Below are 16,366 nucleotides of genomic sequence, written 5' to 3' on the forward strand. Positions count from 1 at the left end.
CTATCGTGCATTTTGTGATGACGTTTCCAAGCGTCTTTACTCTTTCTCAGCATGTGTGTTCTCACTTCTGTGATCTCACGCCACAATATCTGCAAGAACTTCAGGCAATAGGCCTCTCATCAACATTCTATGCCATCTACATTCTGATTTTTACCGGAGCGTTTACGCTACTTTATGTAGCTATGGGCGCAGTGATTTTTATCCGGACCTGGAAACAAGCTCCCGATGTGGTGAAACCAATGGCTCTTCTCTCATCGCTGGTGCTTGTCAGTGTTGGCCTTACCTTTCCCTTTGCCCGATTTTTACCGATATTACATGCTGAGATACCTCTGTGGTCTCCACTGACATTCTATGTTTTTTCCTTCAGCGAAGGGCTGTTCTTCCTCTTTTGCTATCTCTTTCCTGATGGAAGTTTTGCACCACGCTGGATGGTAGTTCCGCTGAGTCTTTTGGTTATCTTTTTTACAGGATATAATTTTGTCTTAACCTGGCCTGATATTTCTGTTTTAGGCCTAAATGTACAGATAGTTACCTTGCTCTTTAGAGCTGGTCTGAGCATTGTTGGTACATGTGCTCTGTTATGCGCGATTGGCTCACAGATCTACAAATATACTCACTTCTCCACTGCTAGTGAGCGGCAGCAGGTTCGCTGGGTTGTAGTAGGATTGATTACTATCTGCGTTTTGCTTGCTGCGGGTCAGAGCTTGAATTGGTTGATACCGAATGTCTGGACGTATCTTTTGTTGTTGACAACTCTATTGCTCTCGTTTCTCTGTGTACCGTTGGCCATCGGTATCGCTATTCTGCGCTATCACCTCTGGGCCATAGAAGGGCTGGTGAACCGCGCTCTGGTTTATGGTATGCTTACCGCAGCGGTAATAGGTATCTATGTTCTGCTGGTTGGAGGGCTTGGTAATTTGCTCCACCTTCCAGGCAATCCTTTGCTTTCATTAGTGGCGACGGGCGTGGTTGCTCTTCTCGCTCACCCCTTACGCCTACAAATACAAAAGTGGCTGAACAGGTTGTTGTATGGAGAACGGGATGATCCCTATTTGCTCCTCTCGCGTATGGGCCTGCACATCGAAGCGACGCTTGCCTCACAGCAGGTTCTGCCAACCATAGTGGCAACGGTTGCTCAATCGCTGAAGCTGCCATACGTAGCCATTCACACTGCAGGCGCGCCGGGAGGGCTCTTGGAGGCAGTTTATGGAACGCCCGGACCAAATTTGGTGCGCTTTCCCTTGATGTATCAGGGACAACGGATAGGAGATTTCGTTCTTGCTCCTCGTTCCTCCGAAGGAGCGCTCACTCCAGCGGACGAGCGCCTTCTGACCGATCTGATGCGTCAGATTGGCATTGGTGTACATGTGTTGCTTGTAAACCGAGAGTTGCAGCGTTCGCGCGAGAGATTAGTTATGGCCCGTGAGGAGGAGCGTCGCCGCTTACGTCGAGATCTCCATGACGACGTTGCGCCGACGCTTGCAAGTTTCTCTCAGCGCATCGATATTGTGAATCTCCTGGTAGAGCAGAAACCGCAGCAAGCGATTGCTCAACTGAAAGCCCTGCAAGATCAGGTCAAAGCGGTAATTTCAGAACTTCGACGCGTCGTATATGCGCTGCGCCCACCGGTTCTGGATGAACTGGGTTTGGTTTCGGCAATCCGAGAGCACATTATTCCTGCGCACCAGGGGGCGAAGCTCGCCATCAGGTTAGAGGTTCCAGAGGGATTGCCTCAGCTTTCCGCTGCCATTGAAGTGGCAGCGTTTCACATTATCCAGGAAGCGTTGACGAATGTGGTCCGTCATGCATGCGCTCAACACTGCCTGATTCGATTGACGCTGCAAGAACAGATGCTCTATCTAGATATACTTGACGATGGGCAGGGTGTGCCCACAACGTATCGGAGAGGTGTAGGGTTGCATTCGATGTGTGAGCGCGCTGAGGAGTTGGGGGAGTGTGCACGATTGTGCCATTGCAGGCAAGGGGAACGAAGGTTTCTGCATGTCTACCGTTATTGAAGGAGTAAAGGATGGACCGCTTACGTTTGCTCATCGCTGATGATCATGCCTTCTACCGTGAGGGGGTGCAGGCCATGTTGCAGACTGATGCAACGATGGAGGTGGTTGGAGAAGCTTGCAATGGAGAGCAAGCTATTACCTTGACACAACAATTGCAGCCAGATCTTGTACTCATGGATATAAAAATGCCAGGGATCAATGGCATTGATGCCACACGGCTCATTTTAAAAAGCCATCCGCAGATCCGCATTCTAGTTGTAACCATTTTCGATGATGATAGTTCAGTATTTGCCGCGCTGCGCGCTGGTGCGCGTGGCTATCTGCTTAAAGATGCCCATCGGGAAGAACTCATACGAGCCGTTAAAGCTGTCTCTAATGGAGAAGCTATCTTCAGCTCATCTATTGCTCAACGTATGATCCATTACTTTACAGCGCTCTCCGCTCCGTCAGTGGGGAGCGCTTTTCCTGAATTGAACAACCGTGAACGCGAAATCCTGCATCTTATGGCTCAAGGATACGACAACCCGGCTATCGCCAGGCAACTTGCACTTAGCCTCAAAACGATCCAAAACTATGTCTCGAATATCCTGAACAAGCTCCAGGCAACTGACCGTTTTCAGGCCATTGTCCGTGCGCGCAAGGCCGGCTTCGGCCAGGAAGAGAGATGAAATTATTTCATCTCGTTTTCGGAACTGCTTTACTGGTTTCGGCGAGAGTTTTGCTTGTAGCCTGCCTTCTTTAAGGCCTGGCGTAAGCTGCCCTCGTGGGCGGCAAGCTCTTGACGGGCCTGCTCAGCCGTGAGATGGGTATGGCTAACGACGATAGCCGTCTTAACCTCACCACCTGTAGCCTGCAAGAGCGCATCAGCTTCCTCTTTGCTGACACCGGTTGCCTGCTGAACTATCTTAATAGAGCGCTGCTGGAGCTTGTAATTAGTGGCGCGCAGATCTACCATCAAGTTGCCGAATGTTTTGCCTAGCAAAATCATCGTCCCAGTGCTCAGCATATTGAGGACCATTTTTTGCGCGGTTCCTGCTTTCAGGCGCGTCGAGCCGGTAATAACCTCTGGCCCAACGACTGGAGCGATCATGATCTCCACTGCCTTTTCCAGCGGCGTAGCTTTATTGCAGGCCAGTCCGATGGTAAGCGCATTCTTCTCGCGTGCATAAGCAAGAGCCCCCAATACGTAAGGCGTTCGCCCGCTGGCAGTGATGCCAACTACGGCATCCTTCTCCTCGACGGCGAGCTGAGCCGCATCAGTATAGCCCGCTTCCTCGCTATCTTCCATATGTTCTACGGCGTTGAGCAAGGCTTGATAGCCGCCCGCAATCTTACCGATTACCTGTCCGGGAGGCGTATTAAATGTAGGGGGCATTCGGCGGCGTCCAGTACGCCCAGGCGGCCAGAGGTTCCGGCTCCCATATAGATGAGGCGACCACCCCGACGCAGGCGTGCCGCTATCTCTTCTACGGCTTTACTGATCTGCAATAGTTCTTGCTTGACGGCACCGGCTACCTTTGCATCCTCCTCATTCATGAGGGTAACAATCTCTAAGGGGCTCATCAGATCGATTTCGTGGGTAGCAGTATTGGGCTTTTCCGTCTCTAAGGTGCTACTGAGTTCGTAGCGTGGGTTGGGCTGACTGCTTGAATTGGTCGGCTTGGCGTTTTCGTTTGGCTGTGAATCTACTGACATACTCTCTCCTGAACTACTGCCACGTTTGTATAATGGCACAGTCCTATTATAGTACATGCAACCGTGGGAGCGCGGGCGGTTTGGGTTCTGCGCCAAGCTCTTCCTGCAATAGAGAAAGGCCGCTCGCCAGGGCATCACTAACTCTAGCTGCGGCCATTTGTGAGAGGGATGAGCTTATCTAGCTAGCAATATTTTTTTCAAAGATGACATGCGTAGGTGTTACCTGCACCAGGAGCTCACCTTCAACACCGTTGCGTTTTCCATATTCCTCTGCTTTATCCTGGCCCATATATCTGCCGCCGATACGCGTAGCCCAGTGCAACAAGGCTTCCTGATCCTCGATAAAAGTTACAGTTCCTCTGATCTGGATGTAGGCAAACGGTGGTGTTTCGTCATCGATGCAGATACAGACGCGCGGGTCGCGTCGTAAATTCTTAGCTTTTATCGATGTGCCTCCGGTAGTAAAGATGATCTTACTGCCATCAAGCTCAAACCAGGCAGGAGTAACATGTGGGCTGCCATCTTTGCGCGTTGTGGCCACCTTGGCTGTTCTCGTTTTAGAAAGTAAAAAATCTCGCTGCTCGTCAGTAAACTTTTCCACGCCAATAACCTCTAGTGCTTTCATTAAACTTAATTAGCGCTCCACACGGAATCTGTCCCATAAACAGCGTTCAGGGCTAACTACTTTACATATATATCACATGAGCAGGTGTCAGAATGTGACAGCCTTCAAACCCACAAGTGCTGTATACTGATTGGTGCCGGCTTAGCAGATACGGGGCAAGGGATCGCCGACCAGCATATCGAGAACGCGCATTCCACCTATCTCAGTACGCAGAAAGACCATGCCCTGCGGCTCGGCCTGAACGGTGCCGATAAGCGTAGCCTCGCGACCCAGCGGGTGGGAGCGCAGGGCGTTTAGCGCTGCTGCGGCCTGCTCTTGCCCCACAATCGCCAGCAGCTTGCCCTCGTTGGCAATAGTTAAAGGGTCGAGCCCCAAAATTTCACAGGCGCCACGTACTTCAGGGCGTACCGGAATAGCGCGCTCATCGAGGGCGATCGAGACCTCAGAGCTTAGAGCCATCTCGTTAAGCGCCGTTGCCACGCCGCCGCGCGTGGGGTCCTTCAGACAATGCACGTCCTGGCCGGCTGCCGCGAGAAGTGCGGAGACCAGCGAATGAAGTGGAGCTGTGTCGCTCTTGACATCGGTCTCGATATCCAGGGCTTCGCGCGCTAGCATAATAGCGATGCCATGATCACCAATCGGTCCGCTCAACAATACCCTGTCGCCGGGCTGTAACTGCGTTTGCCCTATTGATCTGCTTGTGTCGATAAGGCCAATGCCTGCAGTATTGATAAATAACCCATCAGCTTTACCACGCTGAACTACTTTCGTATCGCCGGTGACAATAGCCACGCCAGCTTCATTGGCTGCCTGAGCCATCGAGGCCACAATACGGCGCAGATCTGCAATTGGCAAGCCCTCTTCTAGAATAAAGCCGGCCGAGAGGTAGAGCGGTTTAGCCCCGGCCATGGCCAGATCGTTAATTGTTCCATGAATGGCTAGCTTGCCAATATCGCCGCCAGGAAAGAAGAGTGGGCTTACGACATATGTATCTGTAGTAAATGCCAGGCGGGGGCCTGACTCGGTGGGACCAAATATCGCAGCATCATCCATTGTATCGAGCAAGGGATTGGAGAAGGCTGGTGCAAAAACTCCCTCGATCAAGTTATGGGTGGCCTTGCCACCACTGCCATGGCTTAGCGTGATCTTCTCATCGCGCAAGTAGAACTTATGGCGCCGGGCTTGCCGTGTGCGCTCGATTTTCTTGAGAACAGTCTCAATGTTCAAAGTATTGTTGGGAGTAGGCATATTCATCGCTCATCTCCTGATTGCATGGGCTACTAGAGCCATGAATTTCATAAATTGTTCATAGCTAATAAGCCTGGTTGCTCGCTTTAGTTGGTAGAACTACGGCGTAAGCGGTAAAACGTTCAATTGCGTACGTTCGGCCGCCATCGAGAAACGGCCGTAGTTGAAGTAGGCCGCGCAGGCGCCTTCTGGTGAAACCATACACGTGCCGATCGGTGTCTCTGGCGTACAGGAGGTTCCGAATACCTTGCATTCCCACGGCTTAATAACACCTTTGAGAACCTCGCCACACTGGCAGGCCTTGGGATCGGCCACGCGTAACCCTGGAACCTCAAAGCGCAACTCGGCATCCCAATCCGCAAACTCGGGCCGGAGCTTGAGCGCGCTGTGCGTAATAAAGCCAAGGCCGCGCCATTCAAAGAATGGACGTAGCTCCATTGTGCGCGCCATAGCTTCCAGCGCCTTCACATTGCCCTCGGGCCTCACAACGCGTTTATATTGATTCTCTACTTCGGAACGACCCTCACTGAGCTGCTTCACGATCATATAGACAGCCTGGATAATATCCAGCGGTTCAAAGCCTGAGATTACCACGGGCTTATGATGTCCGTGCGCGATAAAGTGATAGGGTCGCATGCCGATAACCATGCTGACGTGTCCGGGTCCCACAAAGCCATCAAGGCGCAGATCCGGCGAATCGAGAATAGCTTTGATCGCCGGAACTATAGTTACGTGGTTGCAGAAGACCGAGAAGTTCTTGATTCCCTCGGCGCGGGCGCGCAAGAGCGTTACGGCCGTAGAGGGTGCGGTTGTCTCGAAACCAATGGCAAAGAATACCACCTGGCGCTCGGGATGCTGGCGCGCCAGCTTGAAAGCGTCGAGCGGCGAATAGACAAAGCGCACATCGGCTCCTTCGGCCTTGACATCAAGCAGGCTTCCGTGTGAGCCTGGCACGCGCATCATGTCACCAAAGGTAGTGAAGATGATATCATCCATACGCGCGATGGCAATGGCATCATCGATGCGCCCCATCGGCAAAACGCAGACCGGGCAACCGGGACCATGAACCAGGTCGATATTGCGCGGGAGCACATCTTCGATGCCATGCTTATAGATAGTGTGGGTGTGCCCGCCGCAGACCTCCATAAGCTTCAGTGCTTGCCCGCCGCTCAAGCGCGCTATTTCGCTGGCGATACGTTTGGCTATATCCGCATCGCGGAACTCATCGACATATTTCATACTCATGAAGGTCTCTCCTGCCTTTCTCCTAACATGGGCAACGTTGGTCTGGGCTGGCCTATACCGCGCGCTGCTTGATTTTGAGTCTGGCCTGGATAACATCAAGCAATGTGTGGTAGACCGTGGCCTGGGCCTCCTGAATGCGTGGAATGTGGTCGCTTGGAGCATTGATGCAAAAGTCTATAGTTTTGGCGCGCATCATCTTTCCACCTTCATAACCCGTTAAGCCCACAGTGATCAGGCCTTGTTTCTTGGCCTGCTCCAGGCCGGCCAGGATATTGGCTGAATTGCCACTAGTTGAGATACCCACAGCAATATCGCCGCGTCGGCCAAAGGCGATAATCTGGCGGGCGAAAATGTTCTCAAAGCCCACATCATTGCCGACAGCCGTCACTACAGCAATGTCATTGGTTAGGGACACGGCCGGCAGCGACTTCCAATGCTCAAAAGGCGGATGTAGCAGTTCGGTTACCAGATCCTGAGCGTCTGTCGTGCTCCCTCCATTGCCGAAGGCAAAGAGGGTTGCCCCGCAGGCAAAGGCCTGAGCCATAGCCTGGCCGGCCGCTATGATCTCCTCGCCATATTTTTCTAAGGTGGCGCGGCGTAGGGCTATGACTTCGTGACTCTTCTCAAGGGTAGAATGGCGTACCTGGGCCAGCACATCATCTATACTGGACTTACCACCCTCGAAAAGGAAAGGATAAAAGAGCCGATCGTATTCAGATCCTTCGGGATTGTTACTCATGGTTGTCCTCATCTAGCTGCGCGATAGCAACTCCTCCATGCACTAAAACGAGCACACCGGGCCCTACCTCCTCTACTAGCGAGATATCTATCTCTTCCCTTGCCTCACCGATAGCCACCGTGGCCAGGCTCGTCTCCCGCTCTACATGCAATACTCGGGCCGGCCGCGCTTCGTCAGCGCAGGTGAGGCAGTGGCCCGTACCGTCAGGTGTGCAGGCCCATTGCGCCTCAGATAGAGATGTGCTTTGTGGGTTGGTGTTCATTGCAGCAATCCCTCGTTTTCAAAGAAGATATGCACCAGCTCCCACAAGATGTGATAGAGCGTCTCGTGGTTTTCCTGAATGACAAGCGGATCATGCGACGGGACGACGAAGCAGAAATCAAGATCTTCCCGCTTTAGCACGCCACCGTCGTTGCCAGTGAGCCCTAACGTGAGCAGACCCATTTTTCTTGCTACCTGAAGCGCGATGGCAACATTCATACAATTGCCGCTCAGCGAGAAGCCCAGGGCTATGTCCCGCGGGCGCGCGAGGATCTTAAGCTGACGGGCAAAAGATTTTCCCGTCTCCGGACCGGCCATCAAGCCGGTGAGGGTAGCGCTATCGTTGGTTAAGGCCAGGGCAGGTAGCGCACGCTTGCCAACAATAACCGGATGTACGAACTCAACTGAGACATGCTGAGCATCTGTCGCGCAGGCTCCATTGCCAAAGGCTAACAGGCGTCCTCCCTGATGGAAGCGGCGGGCTATAGCCCAGCAGGCTTGCGCGATACGCTCTGCTTCCGCCTTAAAGAATTTCTCGGGCACAGTCGTGCTCTGCTTAAAACGTGCAGCAACCAGAGCATGGAGATCTGGTTGGACGATCCTCTCCGTTTCTGCTGTCATCGGTGTACCTCGTCAGTCGATCTGACTCGTATGGAGCATCTTAAGCTCGTCAGTATAGACATCACCCATTGCGCGCAAGGCTTTCATTGTCTCGAAGGCTTCGCTTTCGTCGATCTTACTCATGGCAAAGCCAACGTGAATCAAGACCCAATCGCCCGGCGCTATGCCCTCGGGGCGCACCAGGGCAACATTGACGTTCCGCTTTACGCCGGAGACATCAACTTTGGCAATAGAATTAGCATCGTCCTCGATACTGAGGATCTGGCCTGGAATCCCAAGACACATATATGCCTCCTTATTTTACTGCTGGCTACATCTCACCGAAGAACGCTTACCATATTTGTGTATCCTGCCTGCTCAAGCGGGCCGCGGCAATTGCCGCCTGCCCGAAACTTAAGCCGCCATCGTTGGGCGGTACTTCTCGATTGATATAGACCTGAAAGCCCATTTGTTCCAGGCGTCTCATGAGCAGTTTGAGCAAAAGGGAGTTCTGAAAGACTCCACCGCTGAGCGCTACAAGATTCAAGCCGCTTTGCTCGCGCGCTGAGCAACAAGCCCTGACCAATAACTCTGCGAGCGAATAGTGAAAAGAGAGGGCAATGTGCGAGACTTCCTTGCCGCGTTCCAGTTCACCGACGATGGCGCGGATCATTGGGCTGACATCCAGCGTATTTGGCGCCTGTTCCCCAGGACTGATCAAAGCTGGATAGATGGTTGGCTGGGAGCCTTCGTCGGCAAGCATTTCCAGTTCGATGGCTGCCTGCCCCTCGTAGCATACTTCCTGCCGTTGATTAAGCAAGGCGGCGATGGCATCAAAGAGCCGGCCCAGGCTGGAAGTTTGGGGACAGTTCAGCTTATGGGCCATCATTTTCGAGAGCAGAGGCCATTTGACGCGATCCAGCTGGTGGACGAAAGGAATATCCAGCTCAAGAAAAGCGTCTCCATAGGCTGCGAAGAGATACGCAGCCGCCATACGCCAGGGCTGGTGTACAGCCTGCTCGCCCCCAGGAAGTGGCATGTAGCTAAGGTGGGCCTGGCGCTTAAAATGGATAAGATCTGCGAGCATGATCTCGCATCCCCAGATAGCGCCATCCAAGCCATAGCCGGTTCCGTCAGCGGCAATGCCAATGGCTGGTCCGCTGAGACCATGCTCAGCCAGGACACTGGCAATATGAGCATGGTGGTGCTGGACGCTGATCCTCTCGGGAATCGCCGCGTCTAGGGCATATTTTGTCGCTAGATACTCCGGGTGCAGGTCGTAAGCAATAGCCATTGGCTGGATATCAAAGAGGCGCTTGAAATGCTCGATGCTCTGGCAGAACGAATTTAGCGTCTCTAGATTCTCCAGGTTACCGATATGCTGGCTGATAAAGATCTGCCGACCTTTACCCAGGCAGAAGGTATTCTTCAGATGGCCGCCACAAGCCAGAAGCGGAACGGGTAGCTCGAAGTTGAGCGTGAGAGGCTCGGGCACGTAGCCGCGCGAGCGTCGGAAAAATTGCTTTTCGCCGGCTGCTATTCGCAGAACTGAATCATCGCAGCGCATATGAATTTCTCGATTGTGCGTGAGGGTGCCCTGGGCAATGTGGGAGAGGCGTTCATAAGCGTCGTGATCCTGATAGGTAATGGGTTCATCGCTCAAGTTCCCGCTCGTCATAACCAGGGCTGGGATTTGCCCAGTGGTCTGGATCGTGGCAAAAGTTTGTAAGAGCAGATGGTGCAGCGGCGTATAGGGTAACATGATGCCCAGTGTGTTGTAGGCGGGTGCCACCTCTGGGGCTATAGGGCAATCTTGTAGCTGTTTTAATAATACAATTGGGCGACGGCGTGAGGTGAGCAAGGTCTCCTCTTGTTCGCTGACGAAGCAGAGCTGGCGCGCTGTGGCGAGATCAGGCACCATCAGGGCAAAGGGCCGGGCCTCGCGATGCTTGCGCTGACGCAGCCTGGCTACAGCCTGCTCATTGCTTGCGTCACAGGCCAGGTGGTAGCCTCCTAAGCCCTTGATCGCCAGGATAGCCCCGTTGGCCAGGTACCAGGCAGCACTAATGAGTGGATCTTGTTTGGCTGTCCGGTTGAGATTATGAGTGTCTTCCAGAGGGGGAGCGTCCCAGAGCACAAATTCTGCCTGTGGCCCACAGATAGCGCAGGCGTTGGGCTGGGCATGGAAGCGTCGATCTAGTGGATTGTTGTATTCGCCCTGGCAGTGGGAACACATGGGGAAGATGTGCATCGTCGTCTTATCCCGGTCATAGGGAATATCCTTGACGATAGTAAAGCGCGGGCCGCAATTTGTACAATTAATGAAAGGATAGCGGTAACGCCTGTCCCCGGTATCGAAGAGCTCGCGCAAGCAATCATCACAGGTGGCCATATCTGGCGAAATAAGAGCATTGCGTTCGCTTCTGGACTGGCTCTGTGCAATCACAAAATCAGTTTCATGGCGCAAGGGAACTTCACTGGCTCTGACGGAATCAATGCGCGCTAAGGGAGGAGGCGCGGTCTGCAGAGTATGCAGAAAGTCATTCAAGCAGTTGACAGGTCCCTCGATCTCGATAGTCACGCCATTGCTATCGTTTAGCACAAACCCATGCAGGCCAAGGTGGAGAGCCTGCCCGTAGATAAAAGGTCTGAAACCCACACCCTGCACAATGCCCTTGACGATGAGTCGTCGTCGTTGGATTGTCGATGCATTTATGGATGTCATATAGCCCTGCCTCTAGAGTACTGGATATAGCTCTCTGACCGCATGAAAGGCGTCTCAAGGCAATGCTGCCTGTGTGCTTTCTGAACTGGCTTGCGCGAAGGCTGTGAGCCATGTACACCAGGCCGCCAGCCCTTCTCCTGTCCGGCAGCTTAGCTCAAAGATCTGTAGCCGCGGATTAATTGCTAAGGCTTCTCGCCTGACTTTCTCCAGGTCATAGTCAACATAGGGAAGCAGATCGAGCTTGTTGACAACCATGACCTGTGACGTTGCGAACATATGCGGATACTTGGCCGGCTTGTCGTCGCCTTCGCTCGTGCTGACGAGAACCACGCGTAGATCTTCGCCAAGCTGCCAGGCCGCGGGACAGACCAGATTGCCAATGTTCTCAATGGCCAGCAGGCGAATAGCGCTAAGATCGAGCTGTTGAAGCGCATCGCGAATCATATGCGCTTCCAGGTGACAGGCCCCTCTGGTATTAATCTGGACGGTCTGGGCCCCGGCTGCTTCGATGCGTTCCGCATCTGCTGTAGTCTCTATATCGCCCTCAATGACGCCTAGCGTCATCTGGCCGCGGAGCCGCCTGATGGTCTGCTCTAGCAAGCTTGTTTTCCCGGCCCCTGGCGAGCTCATAATATTGAACGTGCGAATGTTGTGCGCGGTAAGGAGCTCGCGAAGCTCCTGGGCGATCGTATCGTTAGAGGCTAAAATATTCTGAGCAATGGTTATTCTAGGCACTGTCTATACTCCTGCGAGCACTCCTGAACTCCCTACAACCTGTGTAGCGCTGATGACTGCAAACTATGTCGTCTCAATTTCCATCTCTACCAGTTGCAGCTCGGTACCTGATAGAATCTGTTCAGACCATGTATGGCATTGTGGGCAGCTGGCGATAAAGTTCGTGACGGCAAACTCGTGATTGCACAGCTGGCACCAGGCGCGATGGGGCACGCTCTCGATATGGAGGTGCGCCCCTGCCGTGAGAGGATCGAGACTGCTGAGCATCTCAAAGCAGAAACTTAGCGAGTCAAAAACGATTCCGCTAGCTTCACCAATGCGCAGCCGAACGCTCTTCACCTGCGCAGCCTGGCATGTGCTGGCGCGGTCCATAACTGCGTCAAAGATACTTTGCGCGATAGAGAGCTCATGCATAACTGCCTCGATCCTTTCCCGAGCGTTACATAGACCTGATGCGCATATAGCGCTGAATATCGGGAAGCTGTTGCACAATTACCCAGCCCAGGCCAAGGGCTAGAAGCGTGAAAAGTAGTTTGAACATGATCAGGTTCCTTTCAATGCGCTAGCGCATCTATTGACAAGCTTGCGCTCTCGGAAAGTAACTTTGCGACAAGTTCATCAAGCAGCTTGACGGCTTCGGCGACGGTTTCACGCACAGGTGAGCTCAAGCCGGCCGCCAGCTTGTTCAGGTCTTGTTCCTCAAACTGAGAAGGCTCGCAGCCGACAAGCAAGGTTGGTATGGGTTTGGCGCCCAGCGTTCTGGCGTATGCCAGCACTTTTACCGGGTCCATGCTATGGGCATCCAGGGCAGCTTTGCCCGCTACCAGACCTTGTTCCGGGGTCGCTTCCGTGAGGTCGGGTTCCAGTAGGTAGAGCGTACCGGGTGGACCCCCGCGTGGCACTGCGTCGACAAGAATCAACATGGCATAATCCTCAAGTAAGGTAAAAGCCAGATCCAAACCGCGAATGCCAAACTCGCGTACCTGCACATTCTCTGGATAGCGTCCCATGAGATGCCGCGCGACCTCTACGCCAAATCCATCGTCGCCAAGAAAGATGTTGCCGATGCAGGCAATCAGTATACGTTTGGAGGTAACTGCTGCAATAGATGACATACTTACGATTCTTTCTGCACTGACGCTTCAAACACCTCAACTTCTTCCGGGAAAAAGAAGAAACGATGTCCGGGCATGAGACGCTCATCCCAGGGTTCCTGGCCTGGATCATCGTCTACAGTCACTACCAGGTAGATGCGATTCTCAAAGTCCTGCTGGATAGCCTCAACCCTTGCTATCTTGCTGTTGAGCGCTATATCAAAAATGTCGGCGTGAGCCTTTGGCTTGAGAAGCACATGATCTCCTGCCTTTACCTCTCGACCGTCGACCAGGACGAACGAGGGCGGAAGATAACTTTCTTCCTGATAAGGCCTATCTGCGTTGCCCATGTCGCGCATCATATCTCGCCTCCTTTGCTGACTGGACGTAGACCTCGAATAGTACCGTGTAGCTTCATAAATTGCTCAGGCGTGAGCGCTTCTGTGCGCTCTAGAATCTCACGTGTATGCGCGTCTGCTCGTCTCATCTCCTGCTTTTCTTCGTCGGTAAGCGTCAGGATGCGCAGGCTTAGCAATTCGTCTATCTCTGTGCCGTCGAAGAGAGGGCCAGGGCTTTCCGGCGCAATTTGGGGATAGTCGTAGAGGATAATAGGCGCCGAAAGCATGGTGCTAGCTTCTCCCTCATCTCCGAGCAGTACTGGCCAGGTGCGCAGATTCTTGCAGCTCTGGGCCAGGGATTTCAGCTCGTCGGGAGGATCTATCTGCGAAATGAACCGGCCCTGCTGGATCTGCATGAGGGTATGGGTAGAGATAAAAGCCTGGAGAAGAGTAGCATTGAAGCGCTCGGCTGTGAGATTGGTATGCGGCGTCCAATTTTCTATTCTGACGCTGAGCTTGAAAATGTTGCTACAGGGTGCGCCAACTTTTTCGGCGCTGACGATGACTGCTCCCAGAATTGGGCGCCGCTCGCGTAACGATGTTGGCGCTGTGGGTGAGCTCGTGCAGCGCTCACCAGGGAAGCCAAGCTCAACGACTCTGGGGCTGGCAAGCAATTCCTGTACCGTGAGCTTGTCGAGATTGATTTCGCGCTCGATACCTTCTTCACAGCTCTCATGCGCCAAAGTTTTGGCGTCGGGCTGGATGTCATCGGACGGAATGATGGTGCGAGACTGCAGATGAAGGAACCTGACCATGATGTCAAACGTAGTATCGGCCTGTCCTATAAACAGGCACTCGGTTTGCATAGCCCAGGGCTCAATACCCCCGTTGAGCTCGCTATACTCACGCGGATAGACGACGCCAAAGGTCCAGCGTTCTCTGTTTTTGAGCGCCGAGTGCCGATAGGGATAGAGCAGATAGCCCTCGTAGAGGATGGCGTTGGCGATTTCTTTGGCTTGCGCTAACCTCATGATCGCACCTCCTCATTGCTCGCCTGCAGCAGATGGCCCAGAGCTTCTTCCCAGCTTGGGAAGCCGTGTTTCGCCTTGTACTGCTGGAGCTGATCCAGAACATCCTTGCGTAAACGTAGCCAGGAGCTTTGGGGATAGTAACTGGCTATCATTTCCTGCCAGAGCGTTACCAGCAAGCTAAAGCTGGCTTCTTGTGACCAGGGAATCTGCTGGATCTGAAGATTGCCTTCTTGATTCTCATAGAAGATAGTTCCGCTAAAGAGGAAGGTAAGGGGGATATTCCCTTCTTCCAGGGCGTTAAAGTATTTCGTGCTGACGACATCGAGATCATAGGTGCAAAGTATTGGCAGATCGATAAGCGTTTGCTCGCTAAATTGGGGAACGACAAGACTGACTTGCGTCCAGAGCAATGGATGGAGCGTAGTCTGCCAGCGTTCAGGGGTGCCGAAAACTTCGAGCAATCTGGCCTGCGCGGATGGGCCATAGCGTCTGTGTGGGGCGGCGATCTGGATCTGGCAACGGAGCAAGATACTATAAATAGGCTCCTGCGAGAGGGCAATATTGGCAATGTGCAATTTAAAGATAAGCGTCGGCGTGGCCGTAAAAGGGGCTATCTCTGCTCCGCGAACTTCAAAGTTGAGCTCTGGCATCTGCTTTTCCTCCTTCTGTGTGGGCACGTGCGCGTAGGTCACGAAAAAAGTCAGTAATGGCTGTCCAGACAGCCTCTCCCCCGCTGAACCCGCGCCAGTAGGTTCTGATCAAGCCAACGAGGTGGTAGCAAGTATCGATAGGGACAAGATAGTATTCATGGGTACTGGCTATGCGATTAATTAATAGGGCTTCAACGTCGGGTTCCATCGTTTGCACGATAGGATTCTCTTCGGCTAACATTTTCCATTCATGCAGATCGAGCAAGGACTCTATGGCGCCTGCCGGGCCTGGATAGAAAGCCATCACCGTTCTGGCTTTCTCGATCTCTTCAGTGAGCGCTGTTTGTTCCCGGGCTTGCGTGCTGTAGAAAATATAGGCCATATTGACAGGGATGAGGAGAGCATTCCACTGTTCGTCAGTCATGGCAAAGCCGGAGAGCAGGAAATAGCGTTGCGGGACCAGGTGATACTTTCCTGCGCGCTCGTTACTGAATAGGATTGCGCAAGCCGCGCAGGTACAGAGCAATGTGCGCTGGCTAAGCTCTAGCAGGTGGCGATGCTCGCGCGGAATGACTGCACTGCAGAGCTCACAGTGTTCCGTTGTGGCCGGAGCCGCTGGGCGTTCGCGTGTGAAGCGGCGCAAGGCCTGAAGAGGAGCTACAGCCGGTCTATCAGGCGTGGTTTCTGCCGCGAAAAGACTGCTATGTATTTGTGAGTTTTGGGATGTTGCCATCGATGCTCACCTCATCTGGATGTGATCTACTGAATCTTCTGCAGGCTTTTGCGTCGCCGAGAGGGAGCCGCGTCTGTGCTGTTTGGGCGGCACATAGGTAAGTGGCAGGGCCGCTGGCTTCTTTGGGCCAGCTGCCGGCTCTAGTTGCACATGCTCAAGATCCGGTACCGCCTGCAAGAGCGCCTCCTCAATACTTGTTCTGAGCTCACTTAGCGCTGAGGGGCAGCCCTGGTTGTGCGCTACCAGGCGTAGGCTGGCCCTTCCCTCTGCAAGGCTGAGCAGTTCAAGCGTACAAGCGTGGGCCTTAAGCGTTGGCTCTAGTTTGTGTATGGCTCTGACCATACGTGCCTCTATATCTAAGGGATGCAGCCCATGGAGAAGCAGCAAGGAGCCCACAAGTTCATCCTCAGCCAAGGCCTCAACTAAAGCCGGGCCGGCTGTACGACTGCGCGCCATAAGATCGAGTATATGGGCCAGACCCTCGCCATACATTGCTAAAAGTTCTTGCACGAGCTCTTCTACTGTGGCCTGGAGCCGGGAATCGGGGAGACTAGCGATTTCCTGCAGCAGCGCTTCAATGCGCTCTGCTCTGGGCTGATCTTGCATATTCTGCTGCATAGTGTAATCTC

At 53.4% G+C, this 16,366-nt stretch carries 19 protein-coding genes and 1 pseudogene; 2 read left to right on the forward strand and 18 right to left on the reverse strand.

The window, feature by feature from the left end:
- Positions 1-17: 17 nt before the first annotated feature.
- Together EPA93_RS43810 and EPA93_RS43815 are read left to right on the forward strand one after the other, a co-directional pair.
- Positions 18-2,018 carry a GAF domain-containing sensor histidine kinase gene (locus EPA93_RS43810; protein ID WP_165423794.1) on the forward strand — a complete coding sequence of 667 codons (2,001 nt, stop codon included), beginning with the start codon at positions 18-20 and terminating at the stop codon, positions 2,016-2,018.
- 11 nt (positions 2,019-2,029) lie between these two features.
- Complete coding sequence (locus tag EPA93_RS43815; protein ID WP_129893604.1) at positions 2,030-2,686, forward strand: response regulator; 657 nt, start codon at positions 2,030-2,032, stop codon at positions 2,684-2,686.
- 29 nt (positions 2,687-2,715) lie between these two features.
- Here the strand turns inward: EPA93_RS43815 and murQ are convergent.
- The 18 genes and pseudogenes from murQ to EPA93_RS43900 all read right to left on the reverse strand — a co-directional run bounded on the left by murQ (position 2,716) and on the right by EPA93_RS43900 (position 16,355).
- A pseudogene (gene murQ, locus EPA93_RS43820) lies at positions 2,716-3,581 on the reverse strand (N-acetylmuramic acid 6-phosphate etherase).
- Between the two features lie 310 nt (positions 3,582-3,891).
- The gene (locus EPA93_RS43825; protein WP_129893605.1) at positions 3,892-4,338 is read right to left on the reverse strand and encodes a PPOX class F420-dependent oxidoreductase; all 447 of its coding nucleotides are present in this window, start codon (positions 4,336-4,338) and stop codon (positions 3,892-3,894) included.
- A gap of 141 nt (positions 4,339-4,479) precedes the next feature.
- Positions 4,480-5,592: a hydrogenase expression/formation protein HypE gene (gene hypE, locus EPA93_RS43830; RefSeq protein ID WP_129893606.1), complete on the reverse strand. Its 1,113-nt coding sequence runs from the start codon at positions 5,590-5,592 to the stop codon at positions 4,480-4,482.
- Between the two features lie 93 nt (positions 5,593-5,685).
- Positions 5,686-6,825: a hydrogenase formation protein HypD gene (gene hypD, locus EPA93_RS43835; protein ID WP_129894833.1), complete on the reverse strand. Its 1,140-nt coding sequence runs from the start codon at positions 6,823-6,825 to the stop codon at positions 5,686-5,688.
- A 58-nt stretch (positions 6,826-6,883) separates the two neighbouring features.
- On the reverse strand, positions 6,884-7,570 hold the full coding sequence (locus tag EPA93_RS43840; RefSeq protein WP_129893607.1) for a D-sedoheptulose-7-phosphate isomerase: 687 nt from the start codon (positions 7,568-7,570) through the stop codon (positions 6,884-6,886).
- Positions 7,563-7,832 (reverse strand): HypC/HybG/HupF family hydrogenase formation chaperone, encoded by a 270-nt coding sequence (locus EPA93_RS43845; protein ID WP_129893608.1) that lies wholly within the window; start codon positions 7,830-7,832, stop codon positions 7,563-7,565. Before EPA93_RS43845 ends, EPA93_RS43840 begins: the two co-directional genes overlap by 8 nt.
- Positions 7,829-8,452 (reverse strand): D-sedoheptulose-7-phosphate isomerase, encoded by a 624-nt coding sequence (locus EPA93_RS43850; RefSeq protein ID WP_129893609.1) that lies wholly within the window; start codon positions 8,450-8,452, stop codon positions 7,829-7,831. Before EPA93_RS43850 ends, EPA93_RS43845 begins: the two co-directional genes overlap by 4 nt.
- A 12-nt stretch (positions 8,453-8,464) precedes the next feature.
- On the reverse strand, positions 8,465-8,737 hold the full coding sequence (locus tag EPA93_RS43855; RefSeq protein WP_129893610.1) for a HypC/HybG/HupF family hydrogenase formation chaperone: 273 nt from the start codon (positions 8,735-8,737) through the stop codon (positions 8,465-8,467).
- 46 nt (positions 8,738-8,783) lie between these two features.
- Positions 8,784-11,156: a carbamoyltransferase HypF gene (gene hypF / locus EPA93_RS43860; protein ID WP_129893611.1), complete on the reverse strand. Its 2,373-nt coding sequence runs from the start codon at positions 11,154-11,156 to the stop codon at positions 8,784-8,786.
- Positions 11,157-11,210: 54 nt separating this feature from the next.
- Positions 11,211-11,891: a hydrogenase nickel incorporation protein HypB gene (gene hypB / locus EPA93_RS43865; protein WP_129893612.1), complete on the reverse strand. Its 681-nt coding sequence runs from the start codon at positions 11,889-11,891 to the stop codon at positions 11,211-11,213.
- Between the two features lie 63 nt (positions 11,892-11,954).
- Complete coding sequence (gene hypA, locus EPA93_RS43870; RefSeq protein ID WP_129893613.1) at positions 11,955-12,305, reverse strand: hydrogenase maturation nickel metallochaperone HypA; 351 nt, start codon at positions 12,303-12,305, stop codon at positions 11,955-11,957.
- Positions 12,306-12,330: 25 nt separating this feature from the next.
- Entirely contained in the window at positions 12,331-12,432 is a 102-nt protein-coding gene (locus EPA93_RS51225; protein WP_422877872.1) for a DUF6893 family small protein, read from the reverse strand.
- A 13-nt stretch (positions 12,433-12,445) separates the two neighbouring features.
- Positions 12,446-13,006, reverse strand: a complete 561-nt coding sequence (locus EPA93_RS43875; protein ID WP_129893614.1) for a hydrogenase maturation protease — start codon at positions 13,004-13,006, stop codon at positions 12,446-12,448.
- A 2-nt stretch (positions 13,007-13,008) separates the two neighbouring features.
- Positions 13,009-13,347: a hypothetical protein gene (locus tag EPA93_RS43880; RefSeq protein WP_129893615.1), complete on the reverse strand. Its 339-nt coding sequence runs from the start codon at positions 13,345-13,347 to the stop codon at positions 13,009-13,011.
- Entirely contained in the window at positions 13,344-14,354 is a 1,011-nt protein-coding gene (locus EPA93_RS43885; protein WP_129893616.1) for a hypothetical protein, read from the reverse strand. The genes EPA93_RS43880 and EPA93_RS43885 overlap by 4 nt, the downstream gene beginning before the upstream one ends.
- Positions 14,351-15,004 carry a DUF6084 family protein gene (locus EPA93_RS43890; protein WP_129893617.1) on the reverse strand — a complete coding sequence of 218 codons (654 nt, stop codon included), beginning with the start codon at positions 15,002-15,004 and terminating at the stop codon, positions 14,351-14,353. The genes EPA93_RS43885 and EPA93_RS43890 overlap by 4 nt, the downstream gene beginning before the upstream one ends.
- On the reverse strand, positions 14,985-15,737 hold the full coding sequence (locus tag EPA93_RS43895; RefSeq protein ID WP_207229361.1) for a DUF5947 family protein: 753 nt from the start codon (positions 15,735-15,737) through the stop codon (positions 14,985-14,987). The genes EPA93_RS43890 and EPA93_RS43895 overlap by 20 nt, the downstream gene beginning before the upstream one ends.
- Before the next feature lie 6 nt (positions 15,738-15,743).
- Entirely contained in the window at positions 15,744-16,355 is a 612-nt protein-coding gene (locus EPA93_RS43900) for a NifU family protein (RefSeq protein ID WP_129893618.1), read from the reverse strand.
- Between the last annotated feature and the right edge of the window lie 11 nt (positions 16,356-16,366).

It is taken from the genome of Ktedonosporobacter rubrisoli, from assembly GCF_004208415.1.
GTDB classification, from domain to species: Bacteria; Chloroflexota; Ktedonobacteria; order Ktedonobacterales; family Ktedonobacteraceae; genus Ktedonosporobacter; species Ktedonosporobacter rubrisoli.